This window comes from Psychrobacter maritimus (assembly GCF_029953575.1).
Taxonomy (GTDB): Bacteria; Pseudomonadota; Gammaproteobacteria; order Pseudomonadales; family Moraxellaceae; genus Psychrobacter; species Psychrobacter maritimus.
On the sequence record NZ_CP124526.1, the window covers coordinates 221,161 to 245,765 of the forward strand.

Genomic DNA, 24,605 nt, shown 5'->3' on the forward strand with positions numbered 1-24,605 from the left:
AGAAGAGGCACGATGAGTGATGTTATAAACAACCCTGTAGCTGGTAAGAATAAAACAACGACAGATGCTAATAGTAAATGGAAGCTGTTATTAGGGCTTTGTGCTTTAGTAAGTGTGGCTTGTCTGTTTTGGCTGGTCAATTCATTGTCATCGGTCAGCCAATATTTAACGAATTTTAATCAATCAGTTGTCTTGCCGGTGATTGTCTTTGTCTTAGGTGTGCTTGGTATCTTGTTTGCGTTATTCCAGCTACTAAAACAACGTGGCGGCTCAGAACGTTTATTGATTGAAAAAGAGACCTTGCGTCGTCGCCAAGAGGCGGAAGCAGAGTCTGAGCGTGCGCGCCAAATTCAAGAAGAAAACGAGCGTAACCAGATTGCTATTTTGCGTCTATTGGATGAGCTAGGTGATTTGGCCAGTGATAATAGTGATAACGCTAATAATCTTAATAACACTTATGAAGCAGAAAGTGCCGCTTTATTAAGCGCCCGTAGCCAAATCAAGCCTGATAACTTTGATATCGATGAAGATATTCGTGACATCTTTATCGAAGAGGTTGCAGAGGTTATTGCTGATTTAGAAGATTTTTTACCGATATGGCAGCAAGACGCACAGGATTTAACCCCGTTAACGGAAGTGCGACGAGGTTTCCATACCTTAAAAGGCTCAGGGCGTATGGTTGGTGCTTTTAGCATCAGTGAGATGGCATGGTCAATTGAACACCTACTCAATCGTCTGTTGGACAAAACACTGCCGGTGACCGATGAAGTCGTTGCGTTAGTGACAGAAACGACCCAGCGTCTACCAGCGATGTTGAGTGACTTTGAAGCACAGCAATTACCAAGCTTTGATCCTGCCATTATTATTGTGCAAAGCAATAACCTAATGAGCCAGCAACCTATTAATACAGGGCTAGAAACATCTGAAGTCATATCTTCTATCGCTGACGTTGAAGGAAATAATTCTTTATTGGAAGAAAGTTTACTTTTAAACGAAACAAACTTAGACATTGAGCATGCCGATACTCTAGGAACAACTGAGCACGTTAATTATACGATGGCAGAGGAAAAAGATATCTCTGTATCATTGATAGAGTTAGAAATCCCTGCGATACTGCAACCATTTATGTCAGTAGCCCAGCCGTTACCGATAGATGCTGACGATGCCGATCCTGATATTAAAGAGATTTTTTTAGAAGAGGCCAATGAGGTCTTGGATGAAATCGTGCCTTTATATGCGCAGTGGCAGCTTGCTCCAGATGACTTAACCCAGCTGACTGATATTCGCCGCGGCTTTCATACCTTAAAAGGGTCGGGGCGTATGGTTGGTGCTAATACTAGTGCTGAGTTGGCTTGGTCGATAGAAAATATGCTCAACCGTATTTTAGATAATAGTATTACGGCTTCTACGGACATACAGCAGCTGATTGGCGATGTGCTGAGCGTGTATCCTGAGTTATTAACCACCTTTGAGAACGATAGCCAAGATTATCCTACTATCATGCCCTTATGGGTGGCTTGTGCTCAGGCCTATAGTAAACAGTTGGGTAATGAATTTAGCTACTCTGCGCTATACCAACAGTTATTAGGCACTCCTGTACCGTCTTCTGCACCAAGTACAAATCAAAGTGCTCAGGATGGTTTTGACGATGAGAGCAATGCTGACAATAGCAATCATATCGACAGCATGTTGCAAACGATTAATTCTGTGAATGAAAAAATGGCAGAAGCGCCCATCGTTTTGACCCCTCAAAGTGAAGAAGAACAAGCATTTTTTGACATTTTTATTGAAGAAGCAGAAGAGTTATTAGAGAGCGTTAATGACTTTGTTCGTCGCCATCAAGATGAGCCTTATGTGGCTGTAAGCGATGAGATTGTACGGGCATTCCATACCTTAAGGGCTGCTTCTGGATCTAGTGCTTTGACAGCAATTAGCGAGGTTAGTGCGACCATAGAGCAGAGTTTAGAGCTGCTACAGCAGCAGGATACGCCGATGAGTGCGCAGCATTTAAAGGCGCTCGCCCAGTCTGCGACCCTTATTAATGGCTATTTGGATAACTATAAGCAAAACGTTCAGCAGCAGGATGTGTCGTTAGAAGAGACGCAAAGCCAGCAAGATATTGCCTCTTTGCAAGCGATGCTTGGTGAGCAGTATGCCATTAAAGATAACGAGAGCAGCGCTGATAACAAGCCAACGATAAACCAATTGTTGGATGATAATATCAATGAATTGCTCGATGCTGAATGGCAGCTAGAAGCCGCTTTGACTCATCCAGAAAGTGCGCAAGTCCAAGCTTATATAGCGCAGCAAATGGCACAAATAAAATACTTAAGTGATAAAGCCCAAGAGTTTCCAAAGTTTACTGCCATCCTTAATGAGTTGGGCAAGGCTTATGCTTATTTAAGCCATCATCCTGAACAGTCGATTGATACTGATATTCAAGCCATTTTACTGGCCGGACATGCGCAATTGGTCGGTTTATTTGATGCCTTGGCAGGTAGCAGCTCATTAAAAATTGATGAGCAAGTTCTTCAGCAGCTACAAAGTATTTCTCAACGCCATGACAGTAATGACGAAATGGTCGCTGATGATGCCGAAATCAACGCTGCAATTGAAACTGAAACTGAAGCCAACATTAATATTGCTGCAGAGGTTTATGCTGATGCTTCGGTGCATAGTATCGCCGCGCCTGAGCTAGAGCTTGAAACCATCGATACCGATATCGAGCTATTAGAAATCTTCTTAGAAGAGGCGCAAGAGCTTGATGACGCGCTCAATGACAGCTTTAGTAAATGGCGCGCCGACATTAGTAATATCAATACTTTAAAAGTCTTACAACGTCATCTGCATACCATCAAAGGTGGCGCGCGCATGGCAGGTATCCGTAGTATTGGTGACTTGACTCATGAAGCGGAGAGTATCTACGAGGCGTTTGTAGAAGAAAGACGAATGCCAACCGCACAGTGGCTTGAGATTATGCAGGTCGTGCAAGATACGTTGTCATTACAAGTGGCGCACATTGTCCGCTATCAGCAATCGTTTTTTGCACCTGAGTTGATTGAGCAGTTACAACAGTTTGAAAAAGCGAGGGCATTGCCAGATGTCGTTCAACTTATTGTACCGATGCCGAAAAACCATATTGATACCGAGTCGCAAGTACTGGCAGATGAATATATTCATCGTATAGAACAAGCAGCAGATAGCTTAAGTTTAGATAGAATTATCAAACAATCATGGGCAAATGGCTTACCTGACCCTGATATTTTGGAAGTGTTTTTAGAAGAAGCAGAAGCCCTGACCAACCGTAACGAATATCTGCAATCATTCTTAAGTGATGCAAATGATACGGTGGCATTGCAGGCACTACAACGCGACTTGCATACCCTCAAAGGTGGCGCGCGTATGGTGACCGCTAGTGGTATCGCTGACCTTGCGCATGAAATGGAATCGGTATATACAGATTTTTTCGATCGTCGCCGTCCTGCTACCAAAAAAGTCTTAGAGCTATTAGTTGCCTGTCATGATTGGCTTGCAGATGCCGTATTTATTCTGTCGCAACAGGTGAATCCGCCAACCCCTGATTTATTGATTGAGGCGTTACAGCAATTTAGTAAAAACCCAGATAGCTTAAAGCAGATACCGAAAGAATCATTGCAGCCGCAGCGTGACGCCATTCTTTTAGCGAAACAAAAGCAAGAATCGACCTATATCCAAAAGGATATTAGTGAGATGCCGCTGATGGTGGCCAATACCGCTGAGCAAGAGCAGAACACCAATAATAATGAGATGATTCGTATCTCAGGTGGTCTGATTGAGCATATGATTAACCTATCGGGCGAGTCGGCGATTAACCGTGCGCGTATCGATATGGGCATGAGTAGCTTGACCAATAGTATTGAAGAGATGGGCACTACCGTACAGCGCTTAGCAGATCAGTTACGCCGGATGGAGATTGAGCTTGAGGCGCAGATTTTATCGCAAATCGATGACGAATTGGTCAATCATGAAGGTTTTGACCCGCTAGAGATGGATCAGTATTCTTCATTGAATCAGCTGTCAAAATCTTTGACAGAGTCGGCGTCGGATTTGGTCGATATTAATAACACCTTATTAGAAAAAACCCGTGATAGTGAAAGTCTATTGCTACAACTATCACGAACGCAAACCGAGCTCCAAGATGGCTTGATGAACTCGCGTATGGTGCCGTTTACCCGTCTAACGCCAAGGCTTGAGCGTATCGTACGTCAGACAGCCAATGAGCTTAATAAGTCGGTTGAGCTCAAGATTATCAATGCTGATGATGAAATGGATAGAACCATTCTAGAGCGCATTACCTCACCGCTTGAGCACATGTTACGTAACGCCGTCGATCACGGGATTGAGAACGTTGCTACACGCCTAAAAGCGGGTAAAGAGCGTAGTGGGCAAATCACTTTAGAAGTACGGCGTGAAGGCAGTGAAATTGTCATCCAGTTAACCGATGACGGTCGTGGGATTGATGTAGAAGCAGTACGCAATAAAGCTATCTCTCAAGGTCTGATTGATGCAGGCGACAGTACCTTAAGCGACCTCGATATTATGCAGTACATCTTTAATGCCGGTTTAAGTACCAGTAAACAGGTGACGCAGATATCAGGGCGCGGTGTCGGCATGGACGTCGTGATCAGTGAGATTCGTCAGTTAGGGGGCGCAGTATCCGTCGTCTCAGAGCTGGGTAAAGGTTCTCGATTTACCATGCGTGTGCCGCTCACCGTTGCTGTTTCTGATGCCTTGGTAGTGCGCGCAGCAGACCGCTATTATGCGATACCACTGGTGCAGATTGAGCGGGTGGTGCGTATCAATCCAGAAAAAATATACGACTATTATCAATCAGGCGCGGCGACGCTTAACTTTGAAGATACCGATTATCGCGTCCGTTATTTAAATGAGATTTTATCTGGTAATAAGTTAAATGAGCTGGTCGTCAATACCAATACCAGCGTGCCACTTATCATTATCAAAAACCGTGGTGGGCAGAATATGGCGCTACAGGTAGACCAAATCGCAGGCTCACGTATCGAGGTTGTGGTGAAACCTTTGGGACAACAGTTCTCGAATTTATCAGGTATTTCAGCAGCGACTATTATGGGTGATGGCTCAGTCATGCTCATCCTTGATTTGATTGCGTTAATGCGTAATGTCACCTTGGTGAAAGAAGTCGCAAAACCTGCTGTGACCATGCGCAGCACGACAGAGTCTAAAGCGACTATCTTGGTGGTCGATGACTCCGTTACAGTACGAAAAGTCACCTCACGTTTCTTAGAGCGCCAAGGCTTCAACGTGGTGCTTGCTAAAGATGGTATCGATGCGCTTGAGATTCTCCAAGAAACGACACCTGACTTGATGCTACTCGATATCGAGATGCCGCGCATGGATGGTTTTGAAGTCGCGACGCAAGTTCGCCATAATAGACGTCTGCAACATCTGCCGATTATTATGATTACCTCGCGTACGGGTGAAAAACATCGCGAGCGCGCCCTTGAGATTGGGGTCAATGACTATATGGGCAAACCTTTCCAAGAAAATCAGCTTCTTAGTAAGATTGAAACCTTATTGGGTAAAGAGGCTAGCCTAGTCAATGAAGGATAACTTACGTGCCTTGGCGCTAAAAGACAAACATAAAAGTGATATCAAGGTATTGGTGGTTGCAGAGGACCATCATCAGCGTATGGCTTTTTCTGATACGGTGCGTAGCTGTGGTTTACAGCTGGTTGACTGCGTATCGCGCGCGCAATTGCAAGATAAGTTTGAGAGCTATGAAAGCTCTATCGATATTTGGTTAATCGACGGTGATTATGACCATCATATGGCGACAGCAACGGCAGCCTCTAAAGCTGCCGCTGTGTTGGTGGGTTTCAGTCAAGCACCGTATCTTAATGAAGCACAGCAGTATGCTAAGTGGCAGCGTAAACTAAAGCGTAAGCTTGCCCAAATGTTGGCTTTGCCGATGCTAGTCGATAATGCTACTGATAAAAACACTGCCTATAAAAATGAGGCTAATGACTGGCGTTATGTGGTGTTTTTAGGGGCTTCAATGGGTGGCCCTAGCGCCGTCAAAGAGTTTTTAGACCACTTATCGCCTTTACTGCCTGTAAGTATTTTATTGGCGCATCACTTTAACCAAACCATGATTAGTACATTACCGCGTATATTGAATCGTCATAATGAGTGGCGCTGTCAGCTGATTACCTCAACGCAGCGTTTGCGCACTGGGCAATGTCTTATAGTACCTATTGATAAACAAGTCGTCTGTGATTCAACCGGTCGCATCATCTTGTTAGATCAGGCTTGGGAAGGCGATTATAAACCTGCTATCGGGCAAATTCTTAAAAATACCAGTGATGTCTATGGCAGTGAGCTTATCAATATTATATTTTCAGGGATGGGTAACGATGGCACGCAGTATTTAGATTTAATCCAAGACAATGACAGTCAATTGTGGGCGCAAGAGCCAAGCTTAAGTGCCTGTCCTAGTCAGCCACAAGCGATTATTGATTCAGGCTATTGTCAGTTTGTCGGCAGTCCTACAGCATTAGCAGAAAAACTTACTGAGTATATTACTGAAAGGGCGATGAGCGCCCCTTTAGATTCATTTATTGTGAGCAACTTATGAAACAGATTCTAAAGCATTCGTTTGAGGCGGTGAGCTTACTGACCACTAACAATGGTATGCTCGACGTGACGGTTGTCCCAGCAGTTAACCAACCGGATTGGATTATTCCTAGCAGTTTGATTTTGAGCGTCGAGGAATGTAGCGAACATACCGATAGTTATGAGTGGCAACAGCAAGCAGTCGCGGTCTTCCATCTATTGCCACGCCATCAAAAACCAGAGAAAATGATTGTCTTAGAGGGTAATACCTCCGCCCATCGCATCGCACTCCAAACGGCAGGCGAGCTACGCCAACTACAGGCGCGTATCTCTGATGTCAAAGATATCGACCTTCCTGAGTATTTTATTAAAACAGACGACAAAATCGATGATGTTGATGAACGCATACAAGAAGATGATGTGCTATCCTACCTCTTTCAAACCGTGATGATTGATAATACGCTGTACTTGGTAGCAGATTTGGATAAAATAGCACACCAATTGGTTGATTTAGACTCCTAGTTTGCTTACGGTTAGGCTTCTCATAAAAATCTTTGTCATTAGCCTTGAGAGTGTTTAGCACGTGTCTTTATCAGCCAATCGCTGTTTGCCAATATCAGTGTATCAGTCAGCGCCAGTTAGTATGAATGAGCAGCATTGAGCGCTAATGAACAATAGGGGTGATAAAGTAAGCTATGAATACCATCAATTCAAACCTGACAAAGTGGTCAGTTGCTAGTCGAATCTTTCACTGGATTAGTGCCATCTTATTGCTGGTCACTTGGGTCATGATATTTTTATATGGCAATTTGGATAGTAAGGTTTATATCGGATTGCATAAGGCGTTTGGGATCAGTTTATTGTTTTGGATGATTGCCCGCGTGATCAATCGTATATTTACCAAAGCACCGCCTGCAGTTGCTATGCCAAAATGGCAGATGCTCCTCTCACAATTGTCACACTTTTTCTTATACGCTTTATTGATCGCTATGCCAACAGCAGGGCTGCTGATGTCAGTCTATGGCGGTAGAGCCGTTGATATCTTTGGCTTATTTCAAATCCCTGTCTTTGTCACACCAGATAGAGGCTTGGCCCGACTTTTTAATGACTGGCATACAGATATTTTATGGCCAATGATTATCGCCTTTACCTTGATTCATATTGGCGCCGCTTTATACCATCAGTTTATCAAAAAAGACAATCTGATAGCCCGTATAAAATAAAGGCTGGTAGATAAAAAGTAAGCATAAAAAAAGCCCTAAGTATGATACTTAGGGCTTTTTTATGGAGCAATAAAGTAAACCAACTCTACTTTTTATGCTCAGGTAAACTGATATTCATTTCTAGCACATCTAAGCTGTCTTCAGAACGATGATTGATATTGACATCATCAATCTGAACGCCGTTGACGTATTTATTAACCACTTCTAGTATTTCACGTTTCATTTTTTCGATACGGTCAGCGGTCAAACGATTGTTTAAACGATTTTCGCTTGCAACGATAACCTTTAGACGCTCAGTGGCCATATTGGCACTACCAGCATTACTGCTGTCATCGGTGCCGAATAGACTACTCCAAAATCCTTTTTTCTTACTCATTATTAACCCCCAAACCAGCGCTGTAATAGACTCTTTTTCTTCACATCAATGTGACGTAATGGACGCTCTTCCCCTAAGAAACGGGCAACGATATCGTCATAACATTGACCAGCAACAGAGTCGGTATAATGAATCACTGGCTCACCGTGGTTAGAGGCTTCAAGTACTGAATGGCTTTCAGGAACCACGCCAAGTAACGGCACTTTTAGAATATCGTTAGAGATGGTATCGATATCCATCATCTCGTTAGCGGCTGCGCGGTCTGCATTGTAGCGTGTGATGATAAGATGCTCACGTACCGTCCCTTGGTTTTCAGCCACTTTCTTAGTTTGGCTTTGCAAGATACCAATGATACGGTCCGAGTCACGTACTGAAGAGATTTCAGGGTTGGTAACGATGATGGCTTCATCAGCATGATACATCGCAAGCTGAGCACCGCGTTCGATACCAGCAGGCGAGTCACAGATGATATAGTCAAACTGCTTAGACAACTCGTCCATGACTTCTGCTACGCCTTCGTCCGTCAACGCATCTTTATCACGTGTCTGACTGGCAGGTAGGATATATAGATTTTCCAATTGCTTGTCTTTCACCAGCGCTTGGGATAGGCGTGCATTACCATTGATAACATCGACAAAGTCATAAACAATTCGATTTTCGCAGCCCATAATCAAGTCTAGATTACGTAAGCCTACATCAAAATCGATAACAACTGTCTTATAGCCACGTAATGCTAAACCGGCGGCAAAAGAAGCACTGGTTGTGGTTTTGCCCACACCGCCTTTACCCGAAGTGATTACAACAATCTTCGCCACAATGGCACACTCCTATGAATTGATGGGATATTTATTATACAAAACAGTATAGATATAAAGTAGCACATTTGCTTGGCATTCACCTAGCGTATATGTGCTATCTGCGAGCGTAAGCCTAGCATAAATATACAAAAACTTATAGCAAGTCTATATTAAAGCACAAAAACAGCTGATATATCGCATTTATGCTTGCTATCCGCACAAAGATTAGAGAGCTAAAAAACGCTCTAGTATCTGCGCTCAAAGCCCGTACATATAGTCTAACGTAAATAGTGGCAGAGCTAAAAATTCATCATAGCGCAGTTTTGTTAAGTAAACTTACTACAATATTAATCATACTATTGAGCCGCCAATTCAGTCTTTATCATCCATTTTTTAAGCTGATATGAATGCAATAATATAACTGCAATGAGGCCTTTGGATAATCTTAGTGTCATAGCTAATTTAAGCGTCGTCCATGACAGTAAAGACCAAGCCTTGACCTTCTAAATAACGTACTTCAACCGATTTATCAATCACGTGCTCAGGTAGGTTGTCGCGTAAGCAATACGTACCGGCAACGGAGACTAATGAAGGGTTAAATACTTGGCAGAAAATCCGCGCGTCTTTGTCGCCAGTTGCCCCTGCGACTAAGCGACCTTGGGCGCGGCCATAAACGTGTAAGTTATTGTCGGTAATGGCTTCGGCGCCGCTATTGACGCTGTTGGTTAAAATCAAATCACCGCCAACATGATTGAGGCTTTGTCCTGAGCGTAGCATTTGATCATAGATGAGGCTGGTAATTTGCTCAGCGCTGATAAGCGTTTCAGCAGTCAAGGTGGTTTCGGCTACTTCAGGTATTGCGCTTGCTGCAACCGCTTGGTTGTCTACTGTTGAACCCGTATTATCGGCAGTGGTGGTTGTAGAGTCAGCACTGTTATTGGGCACAGTGGCTGCTACTTGGCTCAGCTGAGTAGTGGCTTTTTTACTCGGTAAAATACGCTCGATGCGTTTACCATCAGCGGGGAATATCGCCAAGCGTAGCTCGCGAGCTTGCGCATCAAGCAAACCTGTGACCACACCGATAGGCTGCAAACCCCAAGACCAAAGCAGCTCTACCAACGCCGCTAAATCTTGCTCGACCTCACTGTCAATCAGTACCGGAATATTACTGTTCTTATTGCTCAGAGTGGTTTCAAGTTGGCTAGTAATCGCTGTAAAATCATCGGTGCTAAACTGCACCCGTGAAAAGGTCAGCATCTTGCCATAAAAAGCTAACGCCGGCGTGTTGGCTGAGGCGAGGGCATGCTGGTCATTGTCTGAAATCGTCATAATATAAATCCTCAAAAATGGTCGTATTGCGGTGTTCACGGTGCCGTTTTTATTATCAAAGTATGGCTATATAAAACTATCGCTATATAAAAATATAGCGATCAAAACCCAGTTCTTATTAAGTCAGTTCTTCCTAGTCCAATTTTTGCTAAGCCAGTTTTTGCTAAGCCCGCTCTGACTAAAAATGCTACAACCTAAGCATGTCCTGATGCTTCCACTGCTGCACTTTTATTTGTGCCTCAAACTCATCCAAACTATCGGCAATAATACTTGAGATTAATGTATCAAGGGCACTGTTATCGGTATCGATTTGAGCGACGCCGCTGGCAATAGCGACCATCAAAGCATCGAGACGTTCGGCGTCAAGCAGGCGCTCATTAAGCGCATATACTACGTTCTCACCAATATTATGTCCGACATGTTGAAGCTGAGACTCAATTAAGCTACCAGCAATAGGTATCATGCGCAGATAGCGGCGTAGCTCAGGCGTATTGGCCAACCCCTCTTTAATCGCATTGCCCATCTCAGTGGCGATAATGGTGCCACCACCTGATGATTCGGTCAGTGCTTGCAGTTTTGGCGCCAGCTCTTTACGTAGCAGCGATAGCACCGCCGCCTCAATCTCGTTGCGATTGCGCGCGATGGTCGACTCAATAAACGATTTATGCATTTTAGGGTCGGTGAGCTGCTGCCGAAAGGTCTGAATGGTCGTTAAGATGACGCGGTCAGACAGCTCTTCTAAAAGTAAATCGATATAAAAATTAATACGGTTAATCCACGGCTGCGGCAATACTTGATAACCCAATTGATATAATCGGCGTCCGATAATCACCGCGCGAAATAAACGCAGCGCGCGCAGCTGCGGGAAACAGCCTAACACTTCATACCAATGGACAAAAGGGAAAAAGAACCAGCGGTAATAAACCTTTTCTTTAATAGCAATCGCCCAGCGTAATAGCAGCTCTACAATCAAAAATAAGGTAAAGAAGCCACCAGCTGTCCGTAACGAATCATGGACATGGCTTTGATACCAGTTTAATGCTTCACTCAGAGTCAACCACTGCGCCGCATCACGACTAAAACCACTCATCAAAATAGCGTCAATACCGATTAATAATAAATCAATACTGATGGCGATAATCATCACGATATCATAGGTCAGCTTCAAGCGATTGGGCTTGGGACGATTCGGTCTTGGTGGTGGACTATTCGATAAGTCTGAGGGCTGATTGCGCGCGGACGTTGATTCTATAGGGGCGCTGCTAGTAGAAGAGGCGGACACAGTCATACCTTATTAAGTGGTAAATGGCATCAGTAGTGAGTAGCTTTCGGCCAATCACTACCAAATAAGTAACGAGTTTTAATGGTTATTCACATTATCAATGAATCATGCCAAAAAACAAGCCATCAACCATTATAATTTGGTATTTTAGCCATTATCTTTTTATAGAAAAAATCCGCTGACAGTAGCAACGGATTTTAATAATAGAGATTTTACATTTTATTCTAATCCTAATGCGTTTTATCAACCGCCGTTTCATCAAATTCAGCAAGCATCTCAGTAATGCGTTGATCCTTTTGACGCCAAATGTGTTCGACCCAATCAAACATCTGCGCTTTGACTGCGTCATCGTTTTCGTAACCACCGTTTTGAATACCCGCAAACAGCTCGTCAGGTATCTTGATATGGCGGACATCGACGCCTAAGCGTTTGATATTCCCTTTCCACAAATCGCCATAGGTTGGTACGCCGTCAGGATAAACGATGGTCATATCTAAGATACCATCCATGTCAGCGCCCAAGGCGTTAATAGCCAGCGACAAACCACCGGCGCGTGGTTTTAATAGATGGGTATAGGGCGAGTTTTGTTTATCGTGCTTTTCTTGGGTAAAGCGCGTGCCTTCTAAATAGTTCAATAAGGTAAAGGGCTTGTCCTTTAATAACGCACAAGCACGCTTTGCTTCTTCGATATCTTTACCTTGAAGGGCAGGGTTTTTAGCAACCGCTTCTTTAGAGTGGCGGCGCATCATTGGGAAGTCTAAAAAGTAAAAAGCCTGCCCAACGATAGGAATATAAATCAGCTCAAACTTGGTAAAAAAGCGGGTCAGCGGCAAGCGTTTTTCACTGATATATTGCACGATGCTGGTATCCACCCAAGATTGATGGTTACTGACCAGCAGGTACTTACCGTTAATATGGACATCATCTGGCAAATGAATGCGCCAGTCTTTACGCGGCAACATATTGTCGATGAGCGCATTGTTGCTGCTAATCCAGTGTTCAGCGATTTTAATCACTGTCTTATCGGCGATAGGAGCGCCGGTGATGATTTTACCAACCCCCATTAGCCATAACGGAATGCTACCGCCAAAGCTATTGGCAGCGATGACCCCAGTCGCTGTCGCAAGCGACATGGCTTTTGCTAATTTTGGCGTACGTTCGTGTATTTTTTGTATGGCAGAATTTAAGCGCATATCCAATTCCTTCCTATTCATTTCGTTAATCAAGCAACTTTTTTTAGAATTTTTTAATCAACCTCAAAATATATAACTAATGTATTCTTAATATGGACTCTTATTTATTAGTAATAATTTCGCCATATAAAAGCCAATGAGATAAATAAGCCTCTGTTAACAAGCGCCTATATTTAATTGAGCCAACGTACTTTTTAATAGCATTTTTATCATTTTGAACTACTTAACACCTTAACTAAGTTCAGTTATTATTGCGTGTCAGGTTTTAGTGTTGTTGATGCAATAATCATTTTGTTGGCTGATTTTAGCAGAAAAATATTATAGTGTACGACTGTAAACGTGACTTGCGGTAGCAAATTGGCTCTGTTGCTAAGCAATAAGTCATAAATAGTTATGCACTTTTCATACATAGATGTGACAAAATATTACACACAAATGGATGGCAATTGCCATAATAATAGCAAGTGTAGATAAACATCTAAACGATATTGCTGACCAATAATTGCTGATCAATAATGGTCATAAGCAATATTTATAAAAAGCAAATTTATCTATCGATTTTTTTAACTTAAGAGGAAATATTATGCGTAATACATTAATGATTGCAGCAGTGGCATCAGGTTTGGCTCTAAGCGGTTGTGCTACAGATCCATACACTGGCCAACAGACTCTTAACAAGTCTGCACTTGGCGCATTAGCTGGTGCAGCTGGTGGCGCGACTATCTCAAAAGCAACAGGTGGCGAAAAAACTGGTCGTGATGCTGCTATTGGCGCTGCACTAGGTGCTGGCGTTGGTTACTATATGGATCGTCAAGCCAAGCAACTTCAGCAGCAAATGGCTGGTACTGGTGTGACGGTTACACCGAATGCTAATGGTAACATTGACTTAGTTATGCCAGGTAATATCACGTTCTCGTTTGATGATGCGTCTTTAAACCCATCATTTAGACCAACGCTTGATAAGCTTGCCTCTACAATGAATGAATATAACCAAAACACCATTACTATTGCCGGTCATACCGACAGTAAAGGTACTGATGCTTATAACATGAAATTATCACGTGACCGTGCTTATGCAGTAGCGAACTACTTAAGTGCTCGCGGTGTGGCTTCTAACCGTATCAACGTAGTCGCTTATGGCGAGTCGCGTCCAGTTGCTGATAACAACAGTGATTATGGTCGTCAGCAAAACCGCCGTGTTGAGCTAACCGTTAATGCGCCAAACAGCGTTCGTTAATCAATATTGATTGACTAAGAAATTGATTGACTAAAAATCAAGAAAAAATAAAGCATTAAACGAAAGACCAGCGCAAAGCTGGTCTTTTTTTGCCTGAAATTTGTCCTAAAACTTATGTAGGATTTTAAAATTATATTTGATAATAGTTATCAATAACATTATAATTCGCAAGTATTAAATTCTGCTAGCATGTAATGATATTTTGAAATCGACAGTTTTACTCTAATCAATATTTGCTACTTATCTTGCTAAATTTTCTCCTTATAACTCTCTAGACTTCTACTTTGCTATTTTATTTAGTGTATCTCATCGAGGACGTGTATGAATATCAGCCCAGCGCCAAGCCGTAAAATTTTACCGACTACTTTAGCTGCTGCTCTGGCAGGGATATTAATGATATCGGGTTGTAGTAAACAGTCTGATGAGACTGCAAGTACGGACGCCCAAGCTAACGTCCAAGGCACTGAAAAAACAGACAATAAAACCTCGTCAGCGGTTGCCCAAGCGCATATCGATCGCTTGCTGATTAGCTATGCTGATATGGCGCACGCCGCCTACAAGGATTCTTTAGAAACCGCCAAACTTTTACAAACAGCGGTTAATACTTATGTAGAAACGCCGACCCAAGAAAATCTTGATGCTGCAAAAGCGGCTTATAAAGCGGCGCGCCAGCCTTATTCACAGACTGAGATATTCCGCTTTGACGAAGGCTTTGTGACGGCTAATGACAAACGTGCGCTTGGCAGTATCGATGGCTGGGAAGGGCAGGTAAATGCTTGGCCGCTTGATGAGGCATTGATTGATTATGTGAGCGACAGTTATGAGGGCGAATATAATAGTCAGGACAATATTATCAACAGTGACAGCATTACAGTCGGTAGCCTCAAACAAGATACCACCACCATTACGCCTGAATTATTGGCTGAGATGAGTGAGATCGGTGGCAGTGAAGCCAATGTTACCACCGGCTATCATGCGATTGAGTTTATGCTATGGGGTCAAGATACTAATGGCGTCGGTGAAGGCGCAGGCAACCGTCCAGTGAGCGACTATATAACAACCGACGGTGAATGCACCAGCGGTGAAACGGTCAATACTGATGCCAGTATTTGCGAGCGCCGTGGGCAGTATTTAAAAGTGGTTACTCAGTTATTGGTCGATGATTTAACCGCGATGGAAGCCCAGTGGCAGCCCAACAGCGAAAACACCTTGCGTAGCGACATGATGGAACGTAAAGACAAAAATGGTCTACGTCAAATCATGTACCAAATGGGCAGCTTAGCGCTTGGTGAGCTTGCATCTGAGCGCATACAAGTGGCCTTTGTCACCGGCTCTACCGAAGATGAGCATGAATGTTTTAGTGATTTGACCCATTTAAGCTATGCCAATAATGCCCGCGGTATTCAAAATGTCTTTAATGGTAGCTATAAAACCGTCGCCGGTAAAACGGTTGGCGGATACGGCGTCAAAAATTATCTTATTGATACCGGTAATACAGAAGCGGCTGATAAGCTTGCGGCTGATTTTGCTAAAGTAGAAGCGGCCTTTAAGGTAATTGTTGATAAAGGCGAAAAAGAAGGCATCAAGGTCGACCAAATGATTGCGACGGTAGGACAAGCAAGCAAGCATGGTATCTCTGCTGAGGAGCAAAATAAACGCCGTGGTTGGATTGAAAGTAGCATTACGAGCTTACAAGAGCTAACCGCTGGTATTGAAAACGCTGCAAAAGCAGTTGGTATTGATAATCTAGACGCCGATGCAGGCTCACAGTTTTAAGACAATGCGTATTTAATACCGTCAATTGGCTGTGTGTTTGTCGCTGTATTTATAGGCTTGGTTTTATATACCTAATAAGTCAATATAAGCGAATGAGAATTATTTTCATAGAAAAATAATTTAGGTATAATACACACGTTGTCGACTACCGTTGGCAGCGTGTTTTTTTTATAGCGTATTAATAGCCAGATATGTCATAGCGCAGTGAATACTATATTGAATAGAAATACTTATCGAATAGAAGTGAAAAAATTATAGCACGCGATTTTAATGGTTCTATATTAGAACTAAGGTTCCCTATGAGCAGCAGTAATGTGTTAAAAGCTAAACAATCTATCGTGTTTTATTCCTCTTTAATATTTAAGCATTCGCCATTGAAGCTATCGCTAGGAATAGTATGTGTGCTATCAATAAGCGCCTGTCAGCCAAGTGATAATCCAAGTGATAATGTTGCTGCATCTGCTACAGATGACGGCAAAACCCAAGAAAGCAGTCATTCTGAAGCAATCACTTTTGAACGTGTGCAGACTATTGAGACCTTAGCTGGCGTGCCTATGCAGCAGCTTGCCAGCTTTGATGCGCAAGAGATTAAGCAAGGCGGCGATACTGGTATTAGTATCACCACTAGCGAGAGCTACTCTAAACCTTCCTCAAATATAACCGCTTCACGTAAAGGTTCTTTTTTTATCGGTAATGCATTTTTTAGGCAGCCTTGGGTGGTTGCGCCGGCGAGTACCGATAGCCGTGATGGGCTAGGTGCATTATTTAACGTCGCTGCCTGTCAATCTTGTCATATCAAAGACGGTCGCGGTCATGCGCCGATGAGCAGTGAGGATGATGCTGATAGCTTGCTTATCCGTCTTGCTATGCCTGCTACTACCGAGGAACAGAGACAGAAATTGAAAGATTCCTTGATAGAGAAAGTTGTGCATCCTATGTATGGCGGTCAATTGCAGGACCGCGGTATTCAAGGCGTTCCTGCTGAAGCGCGCATTGCGGTACAGTGGACAGACAAGCCCGTCACCTTTGCTGATGGGCATGTTGAAACACTGCGGTCGCCAACCTTTAATTTGACCAAACCCGGTTATGATGCATTTGATGATGAGCTGATGGTGTCGCCGCGTGTTGCCTTACCCATGATTGGGCTTGGGCTACTCGAGCAAATTCCAGACGAGGCTATTAAAAAACAAGCGATAAAAACAAATAATGCCAATAGCGACATTAGTGGTAAATTCAACTGGGTTATAGATCCACAAACGGGCAAAGTGGCATTAGGTCGCTTTGGTTGGAAAGCTGGGCAAACCAAATTGATTACCCAAAACCAAAGTGCCTTTAATGAAGATATGGGACTGACCTCCAATATCCGTCCGCATGAATCTTGCATGCCCACGCAGACCGCTTGTATAAACGCGGCAACGGGTGCTGATGAGCAAGGTAATGGCAAACCACCGGTCGAAGTCAATGATGAAGTGGCAAAGTTCGTTGAATTCTATACCCGTAATCTGGCGGTGCCGCATCGCCGCAATGCTGATGATAAGCTAGTACTGGCGGGCAAAAAACGCTTTTATGATATGGGCTGTCAAAGCTGTCATACGCCAAGATATCAGTTGCCAAAAACCGACGATGACCATCTTGAGCAGCATGGGCAAGTGATTTATCCTTATACCGATTTATTATTACATGACATGGGTGATGATCTTGCTGATCGTACTATCGCTGGCAAGCTGCCATCGAAAGACTTACAAGTTGAATTTTTGGCCAATTCTTATGAATGGCGTACGCCTGCATTATGGGGTATTGGGCTTGCGCAAACGGTCGATCCACAAGCGACGTTTTTACATGATGGTCGCGCTCGTACGCTGATGGAAGCGGTACTTTGGCATGGCGGTGAAGCGGAAAAGCAGAAACAAAAGGTATTAAAGTTAGACAAACAAGGGCGCAGTGAATTAAATGCGTTCTTAAAGTCATTATAAAAGTCAGGCTATACACTTTAAAAGCTATTTAAAAACCATCTAAAAGGCATTTAAAAATTGCCCGCCTTAAATGTACAGATTTAAATAATTATCCATATCGATAGCCATATAAATACCGAGAAACCTATGAAAATAAACCATGCTTTAGCAATGGCTCTATCAGCACTAAGTGCGGGTATCCTTATCAGCTGCGTCAAACCAGCTGATGAGAGCAAAGCGCCAGAAGTAGACAGCCAAGTTACACAAGATAGCGCCACTTCTACGGCTACAGCTGAAAAAGATAGTAGTACAGATAAGATTACCGCTGTTGATATTAGCGCCGATACTGAAAAGACCTATTTAACCCATGTGGCAAATGATATTGTTATTCCCGCTTATGCGGATGCCGCGAAGCAGAGTGATTTATTGCATGAATTGGCACAGAAATCTTGTCAGCAAGCGCCAGTTAGCGGTGATGAGTTGCATGTACTGCGCGACCAATGGCTGGTGCTTGCACAAGCATGGGCTGGCGCTGAGATGATTAATTTTGGCCCAGCGACGGCGAGCATGAGTAATTTATATATCAATTATTATCCTGATGAGCGCGGTCTGGTACATGGTGGTGTTGCCGATCTCATTGCTGCCAATCCCAAGCTTACCGCTGAGCAACTGGCTAACGAGAGCGCTATTGTCCAAGGTATACCAGGATTAGAAGAAGCGTTATATGCCAATGATAGCTTGAATGCTGGGCAATGTGCTTATGTAATGAGCGCAAGTAGTGCCTTAAGCACACGCCTTAAAGATATTGAGAAAAACTGGCAGCAAAACTCAATCACTTTATTAGCGATTGATAAAACCGCTGAGAGTGATCAAGGTTTAAACCAATGGTTTAATTCTTTATTGTCACTGGTTGAGACCATGAAGTCCAATGCCATTGATCAGCCATTAGGCTTAACCGGTAAGAAAAAAGGTCACCTGCCAGCTGCGACCGCAGGGCAAAGCCGCGCGATTATCAATGCTAAATTGGCCACGCTGAATAAAGCAATTACCGATCCTGTCTTAACCGCTATTCTTGGTGGTAATAATGAAAACGCAGTGGCGGATAATCTATCGACCGCACTTGCTGATGCGACCACATTATTGGCGCAAATGCCAGAAGACTTAGCGACTGCCGATAAAGCTACCCAGCAAGAGCTGTATGACAAGCTGACGACCATTACGCGCATTATTAAACGCCAATTGATTCCGACGCTCGGTATCCGTGTGGGCTTTAATAGCACTGATGGCGATTAAAAAAATGCACTCTATCTATACTAAGACGGCAAATGAATCGCAAGAGCAGTCACAGCAGCAGCTACAAAATAAGCAGCCTAATAAAGAGCTGCTAGTAACATCCGCATTGACCATGCTGTCTGCTGTCATGGGTACAGCTGCGCTTGTCGGTATCCATCATCGTTATCGTAAGCAGCGTCACCCTGATGCCAGCTTGCAGGACTATGTAGTAGGTATGCGCTCGCAGTTGCAGTCGTTAACCGCAACATCAAAACGCGAGCTCGTGCAGTTTCGTCACGCTTATCAGCAAGCTATAACTGCATGGCAACAGGCTTATCGTTTACCGATAGATGATTTGAAAAATGCCAATAATAATAGCCCAGCTGACTTTAGCGCCGCACATACCACCACCGTACTACCGCGCCCCCTTTGTTGGGTTAGCGGTGTCGCCTCTATGCCAAAAAGTGTCGTATTAGCAAATGATGATGGCGCTGATGCCTGTCATAATGAAAATGACTTTGGTGTGGTCGGTATCGATGCCGATAGACAACTCGTCTGGCAAACGACTATGCCTGAACGTGTGCACGATATCGTTGTTCAGCCGATTTTTGATGCGCAAAACTCATCTGCTAAAAACAACCAAAATCGTGATGTCGTGGTCATGGGTCGGCGTCCGAGTGCAAAGTTTTGGGTATTAGACACGGCGAGCGGACAAGTAAATTTTGCTATTAAAGCATCTACTCATCGGCATTTTTATGGGCATGCTTGCTATAGCTTAGATGGTAAATTGCTCTATGTGACCGAAAATGACACCCTAACCCTAGACGGTAAAATCGGTATCTATGATGCTGAGGATAATTACAAAAAAATAGCAGAATTTGACTCGCATGGTATCGGTCCGCATGAGCTGATTATGCATCCCGATGGTGAAACGTTAGTGATTGCTAATGGTGGTATCAAAACCGAGCAAGCGTCGCGTGAAGAGTTAAATCTAGACAGTATGCGTCCATCATTGGTTTACCTTAATCGTCATACTGGCGCTTTGCTTGAGCAGATTACGCCTGAACACAATCAAATGAGTGTGCGTCACCTAGCCATGCATGATGATGGAACGGTGATGATAGGTATTCAGTTTCAAGGTGAAAAGCATATTAATGTGCCGCTAGTGTTGACTCATAAACGCGGTGATAGTGAATTTAAACCCCTTATTATGCCCAATAACCAGTGGCAACGCTTCCATCAATATATCGCCAGTGTGGCGGTTGATAGTGAGCGTAACTTATTATGCGTAACCACGCCGATTGGGGGTTGTGCAGCGATTTATGATTTAAGTACGCGAGAATTGATTGATGATGTCGGTTTGCCAGATTGTGCAGGGGCAGCAGTATTATCAAATCAGAGTGCTGACAAAGCAGGCGATAATAATAGGCAATCAGGCTTTATTGTTAGTGATGGCCAAGGTCAGTTAACGGCGTTAACTGTTGATAGCTTGGCAACCGCACAATTGGATACTGTAGAGAAAAACGACCGTATTCTTAAAGACAGCAAATGTCATATGATGTCGTTTGACAATCACTTGCAAGCGCTTTGAGCATGAATATGCCGTCTGCATACCAGTCATCTTTACTAGAGAAATCGATACAACATTTGGCGCAAGCGGATATTGAGCTACATATCAGTAAAAAGCGGGTGAAAAATATCAATTTTCGCCTAAAACCGTATCAATTAATGGTTTCTGTGCCATTGTTTATTAGTTCAGCCCAAGCTGCACAGGCTGTGGCGAAGCGTGTGCCATGGGCAATCGCTAATCACGGCCAAGTATTAGAGCAATATAGGCGGCGACAACTTCCTTCAAAAGAGTCTTCAACTGCCGATAGCACGCTGCTGTTATGGGGCGTAAAGCAATCGTTCACCTTAAATCATGATGAAAAAATTACTTACTATCGACAACAGCTTTCTGAAGTCATACCTTCTCTGTTTGAAAAATGGCAACCAATTGTCGGTGCGACAGCCAATGAGATACGCCTGAAAAAAATGCATACGCGCTGGGGCAGTTGTAATACCCGTGCACGGCGGATTTGGCTATCCGTCTATCTGCCCGCTTATCCTATCGAATGCACCGAATACGTCATCGTCCATGAGCTGTGTCATTTACATCATGCCAATCATAGTCGCGCCTTTTGGCAAACGGTGGCGACCGCGATGCCTGATTATCAGCATTGGCATAATATGCTAGCAGGAAAGACGGGACAGTTAGATTAAACCCTTCACCTAAGTACTATCAACAAGTACTGTCAACAAGCGCCATAAGACTGATATGATTAATCATAACGATACAAATTATGTCGTTTAAATAATATTCTTATCTATCGTATATACAGGGATGTCATATGGAAAATGTCAATCAAGCGCAGTTTTGGCAGCAGCGTTATGAGCAAGACAGTATCGGTTGGGATATGGGACAAGTGTCGCCACCGCTCCAAGCTTATATTGATCAATTGCCTGAATCTGCTAAAAGTCAGGCTGTTTTAGTGCCAGGGGCAGGTAATGCTTACGAGGTCGGTTATCTGCATGAGCAAGGGTTTACCAATGTTACCTTGGTTGATTTTTCCCCTGCGCCGATTGAAGCATTTGCTAAGCGCTATCCTGACTTTCCAGCTGAGTATTTACTCTGTGCCGACTTTTTTGAATTATCGCCTGCGCAATATCAGTTTGATTGGGTGCTTGAGCAGACGTTTTTTTGTGCGATAAATCCTGCGCGCCGTGATGAATATGTAGCGCAAATGGCAGTATTATTGAAACCGAATGGTAAGCTGGTTGGTTTGCTGTTTGATAAAGATTTTGGACGAGACGAGCCACCGTTTGGCGGTACAAAAGCTGAATACCAACAGCGTTTTGCGCCTTATTTTGATATTGAAATTATGGAGCCAAGCTATAACTCACATCCCGCACGGCAGGGCAGTGAGCTGTTTATTAAGATGCAAGCAAAATAATCTCACGCTTGATGTTTTCTCGAGCCTGTGTTTCTAACCGCGCATAGTAATAATCAGTCAGATAAAGCGTTGGATGCGCTAACAATCCTGTTAATACTGCTATGCGTCCAACGCGATAATCTATATTTGAGATATGCGCATATTCTTGGCGGACAGCTTGCGCATACTGTTCATACTCAGGCCAAGATGCCCCTAAAATACTTAAGTCCATATCTAGTAAATAGGCGGCATCGCTTTTTTTAGCTTTGTCTGACCCTTCATCAATGTCGGCAATTTGATGGCTAGCCGTCATCATTATCAGCGCGTAGATATATTGGCATTGCTCAGCACTTAGATAAGGACTTAACGAGTCTACGGCATATTCTGCACTTTTAAGCTCATTATCTGAGCGCGTCGGCGCATATATCACGTCATGATAAAACAGTGCCAATGCGATAATATGTGGCTTATTTAAATGATGCTTAATCTGTTCAAATTGCGTAAATAATTGCTGAATATGCTGCAAGCTATGATAAGCGCGCTGGCTTTCGTTATAGCGCACGGCGATATCTTGCCAAAGTGCTTTTAATATTGCTGGCTCGATAGCGTTATTAATAGCCGTTAAATGCCACTCGAAAAGCTTACCGAGCTCAGTCTCTATTTGTGACAACCCGTCCATAGTTAGCCTTTATTTAATGACTGCAATCTATTAGCAAATGCTTACTTTTTACTAGTCGCATCTTCAAATGCTTGTTTAAAGAGCTTGCCTAATAAATTAACATCATCAACGCGGGCATAATTTAAACGAGTGACAAAAGCGATATGACGATGCGGTCCTTCCTCGGCTAGTGGCACCGCAACTGCATTTTGATTTTGCAGATGTAGCTGATCTAATGCCATCTCTGGCACTAATGTCGTTCCCATATTGGCAAGGGCCATTTGAATAAGGGTGTTTAAGCTGGCATCAGAAAAACTCGATTTCATTTGCGCGCGGTCAAAATGACAGACCGTCAGTGTTTGATCCGTCAAGCAATGTCCTTCACCTAATAGCATCAGATTTGCCGTTGCTAGCTCATCAGCATTGATGGTTTTAAGTTTGGCATGGACATCATCTTTTGGGAAGACGGCAAAAAAGTCCTCGCTCCAAAATTCAAAAGTATGCAAGCCATCGACTGCATACGGCAGCGCAATAATGGCGGTATCAATATGACCGTAGCGCACTTGCTCAAGCAAACGCTCGGTTTGCTGCTCGACAATGGTCATACGAAATTCTGGATAGTGCTCACGTAGCGCAGGCAACACTTTTGGCAGCAAATAAGGGGCAATCGTTGGAATGATACCGACGGTCATAGGGTAAGCAAGCGGCGACTGATGGCTATGCGCGCGCGTGGTCAAGTCATTGACTTCCGAAAACACGCGCTGCGCCCGCGTCAAGATATCTTCACCGATAGGCGTAATCAAGACTTGCTTATTATTTCGCTCAAAAATCTGCGTATCAAGCTGTTTTTCTAACTCGGCGATACCCAAGCTCAGCGCTGATTGTGAGATATTACAGTCTTCTGCCGCACGCTTAAAATGACGATGTTTGGCAACCGCTAAGGCAAACTCAAGTTGACGTAAGGTAATCATAAAACCTCTCTGTTAATGGGTTTTTAACGCAATTTGTTTTACTCGTTTATCTTGTGTACTATAGCAATTTAATGCCGATGTACGGATAAAAAAGCAGATAGAATAGTTTAACAAGTTTAATAAAACAAAACATCACATTAAAAACTTTTAACTGGATTAACCATAGAATTCGCGTATAGTTTGTCAGGTAGCCCAGTTAAGCAAAGGGTTAGTAGAAATAACCAACAATAAACATCCATTAACTCAACAACAATCAATCAAAAAAAGGAGCCAATCATGGCGTCTATTATCAATCAAGAAATCCCAGAGTTTTCAGCAGATGCGTTTGTAAACGGTGAGTTCAAAACCATCACTTCAGAAGACGTAAAAGGTAACTGGGCAATCTTCCTATTTTACCCAGCTGACTTTACCTTTGTTTGCCCAACTGAACTTGAAGACATGGCAGCTCATTACGAAGAGCTTAAAGGTTTGGGCGTAGAAGTGTACTCAGTATCAACCGATACGCATTTCACCCACAAAGCATGGCATGATTCTTCAGAAGCCATCGGCAAAGTAACTTACCCAATGATCGGCGATCCTACTGGTCGTATCACTCGTGGCTTTAACGTCATGATTGAAGAAGCAGGTCTAGCTGAGCGCGGTACATTCTTAGTGGATCCAGACGGCTTGATTCAAGTTGCTGAAATCCATGCAGGCGGCATTGGCCGTAGTGCAAAAGACATGCTACGTAAAGTAAAAGCAGCACAGTATGTTCGTGAAAACGACGGCGAAGTTTGCCCAGCAGCTTGGGAACAAGGTCAAGAAACTCTTAAACCAAGCCTTGATCTAGTTGGTAAAATCTAAGTCTTCCTTTATTAGACTAAAGTTATTAGATTACGATTTTAGTATTATTTAAAGCGGTATTTGCTGATTGATAATGCTAAATAACGTGCTATGA

General features: G+C 43.4%; 19 protein-coding genes. 12 read left to right on the forward strand and 7 right to left on the reverse strand.

The annotated features are described in order from the left end of the window. Window positions 1-12 precede the first annotated feature (12 nt). From QJS82_RS00950 to QJS82_RS00965, 4 genes are all read left to right on the forward strand, one after another. Window positions 13-5,628, forward strand: a complete 5,616-nt coding sequence (locus QJS82_RS00950; RefSeq protein ID WP_281490919.1) for an Hpt domain-containing protein — start codon at window positions 13-15, stop codon at window positions 5,626-5,628. Continuing rightward, complete coding sequence (locus tag QJS82_RS00955) at window positions 5,618-6,652, forward strand: chemotaxis protein CheB (protein ID WP_281490920.1); 1,035 nt, start codon at window positions 5,618-5,620, stop codon at window positions 6,650-6,652. The genes QJS82_RS00950 and QJS82_RS00955 overlap by 11 nt, the downstream gene beginning before the upstream one ends. Continuing rightward, on the forward strand, window positions 6,649-7,152 hold the full coding sequence (locus tag QJS82_RS00960) for a hypothetical protein (RefSeq protein WP_281490921.1): 504 nt from the start codon (window positions 6,649-6,651) through the stop codon (window positions 7,150-7,152). Before QJS82_RS00955 ends, QJS82_RS00960 begins: the two co-directional genes overlap by 4 nt. 173 nt (window positions 7,153-7,325) lie before the next feature. Then, the gene (locus QJS82_RS00965) at window positions 7,326-7,853 is read left to right on the forward strand and encodes a cytochrome b (RefSeq protein ID WP_201619207.1); all 528 of its coding nucleotides are present in this window, start codon (window positions 7,326-7,328) and stop codon (window positions 7,851-7,853) included. Window positions 7,854-7,938: 85 nt separating this feature from the next. Here the strand turns inward: QJS82_RS00965 and minE are convergent, their stop codons facing one another. The 5 genes from minE to QJS82_RS00990 all read right to left on the reverse strand — a co-directional run bounded on the left by minE (window position 7,939) and on the right by QJS82_RS00990 (window position 12,830). After that, the gene (gene minE, locus QJS82_RS00970) at window positions 7,939-8,229 is read right to left on the reverse strand and encodes a cell division topological specificity factor MinE (protein ID WP_183620257.1); all 291 of its coding nucleotides are present in this window, start codon (window positions 8,227-8,229) and stop codon (window positions 7,939-7,941) included. A 2-nt stretch (window positions 8,230-8,231) separates the two neighbouring features. Next, window positions 8,232-9,044, reverse strand: a complete 813-nt coding sequence (gene minD, locus QJS82_RS00975; RefSeq protein ID WP_183620258.1) for a septum site-determining protein MinD — start codon at window positions 9,042-9,044, stop codon at window positions 8,232-8,234. A gap of 444 nt (window positions 9,045-9,488) precedes the next feature. Then, a complete protein-coding gene (gene minC, locus QJS82_RS00980; RefSeq protein ID WP_281490922.1) occupies window positions 9,489-10,355 on the reverse strand; it encodes a septum site-determining protein MinC in 867 nt (288 codons plus the stop codon). A 187-nt stretch (window positions 10,356-10,542) separates the two neighbouring features. Continuing rightward, complete coding sequence (locus QJS82_RS00985) at window positions 10,543-11,637, reverse strand: hypothetical protein (RefSeq protein WP_438656282.1); 1,095 nt, start codon at window positions 11,635-11,637, stop codon at window positions 10,543-10,545. A gap of 230 nt (window positions 11,638-11,867) precedes the next feature. Beyond that, window positions 11,868-12,830, reverse strand: a complete 963-nt coding sequence (locus QJS82_RS00990) for a 1-acylglycerol-3-phosphate O-acyltransferase, YihG family (RefSeq protein ID WP_281490924.1) — start codon at window positions 12,828-12,830, stop codon at window positions 11,868-11,870. A gap of 583 nt (window positions 12,831-13,413) precedes the next feature. Between QJS82_RS00990 and QJS82_RS00995 the strand changes: the two genes are divergently transcribed. From QJS82_RS00995 to QJS82_RS01025, 7 genes are all read left to right on the forward strand, one after another. Beyond that, window positions 13,414-14,067 carry a YiaD family glycine zipper/OmpA-like lipoprotein gene (locus QJS82_RS00995; RefSeq protein ID WP_281490925.1) on the forward strand — a complete coding sequence of 218 codons (654 nt, stop codon included), beginning with the start codon at window positions 13,414-13,416 and terminating at the stop codon, window positions 14,065-14,067. A 321-nt stretch (window positions 14,068-14,388) separates the two neighbouring features. After that, window positions 14,389-15,843: an imelysin family protein gene (locus tag QJS82_RS01000; RefSeq protein WP_281490926.1), complete on the forward strand. Its 1,455-nt coding sequence runs from the start codon at window positions 14,389-14,391 to the stop codon at window positions 15,841-15,843. Between the two features lie 299 nt (window positions 15,844-16,142). Further along, entirely contained in the window at window positions 16,143-17,816 is a 1,674-nt protein-coding gene (locus QJS82_RS01005; protein ID WP_281490927.1) for a di-heme oxidoreductase family protein, read from the forward strand. A gap of 126 nt (window positions 17,817-17,942) precedes the next feature. Then, window positions 17,943-19,088, forward strand: coding sequence for an imelysin family protein (locus tag QJS82_RS01010; protein WP_281490928.1), 1,146 nt, complete (start codon window positions 17,943-17,945; stop codon window positions 19,086-19,088). Further along, window positions 19,057-20,658, forward strand: a complete 1,602-nt coding sequence (locus QJS82_RS01015; RefSeq protein ID WP_281490929.1) for a DUF1513 domain-containing protein — start codon at window positions 19,057-19,059, stop codon at window positions 20,656-20,658. The genes QJS82_RS01010 and QJS82_RS01015 overlap by 32 nt, the downstream gene beginning before the upstream one ends. A 2-nt stretch (window positions 20,659-20,660) precedes the next feature. Continuing rightward, window positions 20,661-21,329: a M48 family metallopeptidase gene (locus QJS82_RS01020; protein WP_298869791.1), complete on the forward strand. Its 669-nt coding sequence runs from the start codon at window positions 20,661-20,663 to the stop codon at window positions 21,327-21,329. Between the two features lie 128 nt (window positions 21,330-21,457). Then, window positions 21,458-22,060 (forward strand): methyltransferase domain-containing protein, encoded by a 603-nt coding sequence (locus tag QJS82_RS01025; RefSeq protein WP_281490931.1) that lies wholly within the window; start codon window positions 21,458-21,460, stop codon window positions 22,058-22,060. Here the strand turns inward: QJS82_RS01025 and QJS82_RS01030 are convergent. Then, window positions 22,041-22,718: an HD domain-containing protein gene (locus QJS82_RS01030; protein ID WP_281490932.1), complete on the reverse strand. Its 678-nt coding sequence runs from the start codon at window positions 22,716-22,718 to the stop codon at window positions 22,041-22,043. The genes QJS82_RS01025 and QJS82_RS01030 overlap by 20 nt on opposite strands. Window positions 22,719-22,759: 41 nt before the next feature. After that, the gene (locus QJS82_RS01035; protein ID WP_281490933.1) at window positions 22,760-23,668 is read right to left on the reverse strand and encodes a hydrogen peroxide-inducible genes activator; all 909 of its coding nucleotides are present in this window, start codon (window positions 23,666-23,668) and stop codon (window positions 22,760-22,762) included. Between the two features lie 276 nt (window positions 23,669-23,944). Between QJS82_RS01035 and ahpC the strand changes: the two genes are divergently transcribed. Next, complete coding sequence (ahpC, locus tag QJS82_RS01040; protein ID WP_183620282.1) at window positions 23,945-24,511, forward strand: alkyl hydroperoxide reductase subunit C; 567 nt, start codon at window positions 23,945-23,947, stop codon at window positions 24,509-24,511. Window positions 24,512-24,605: the final 94 nt, after the last annotated feature.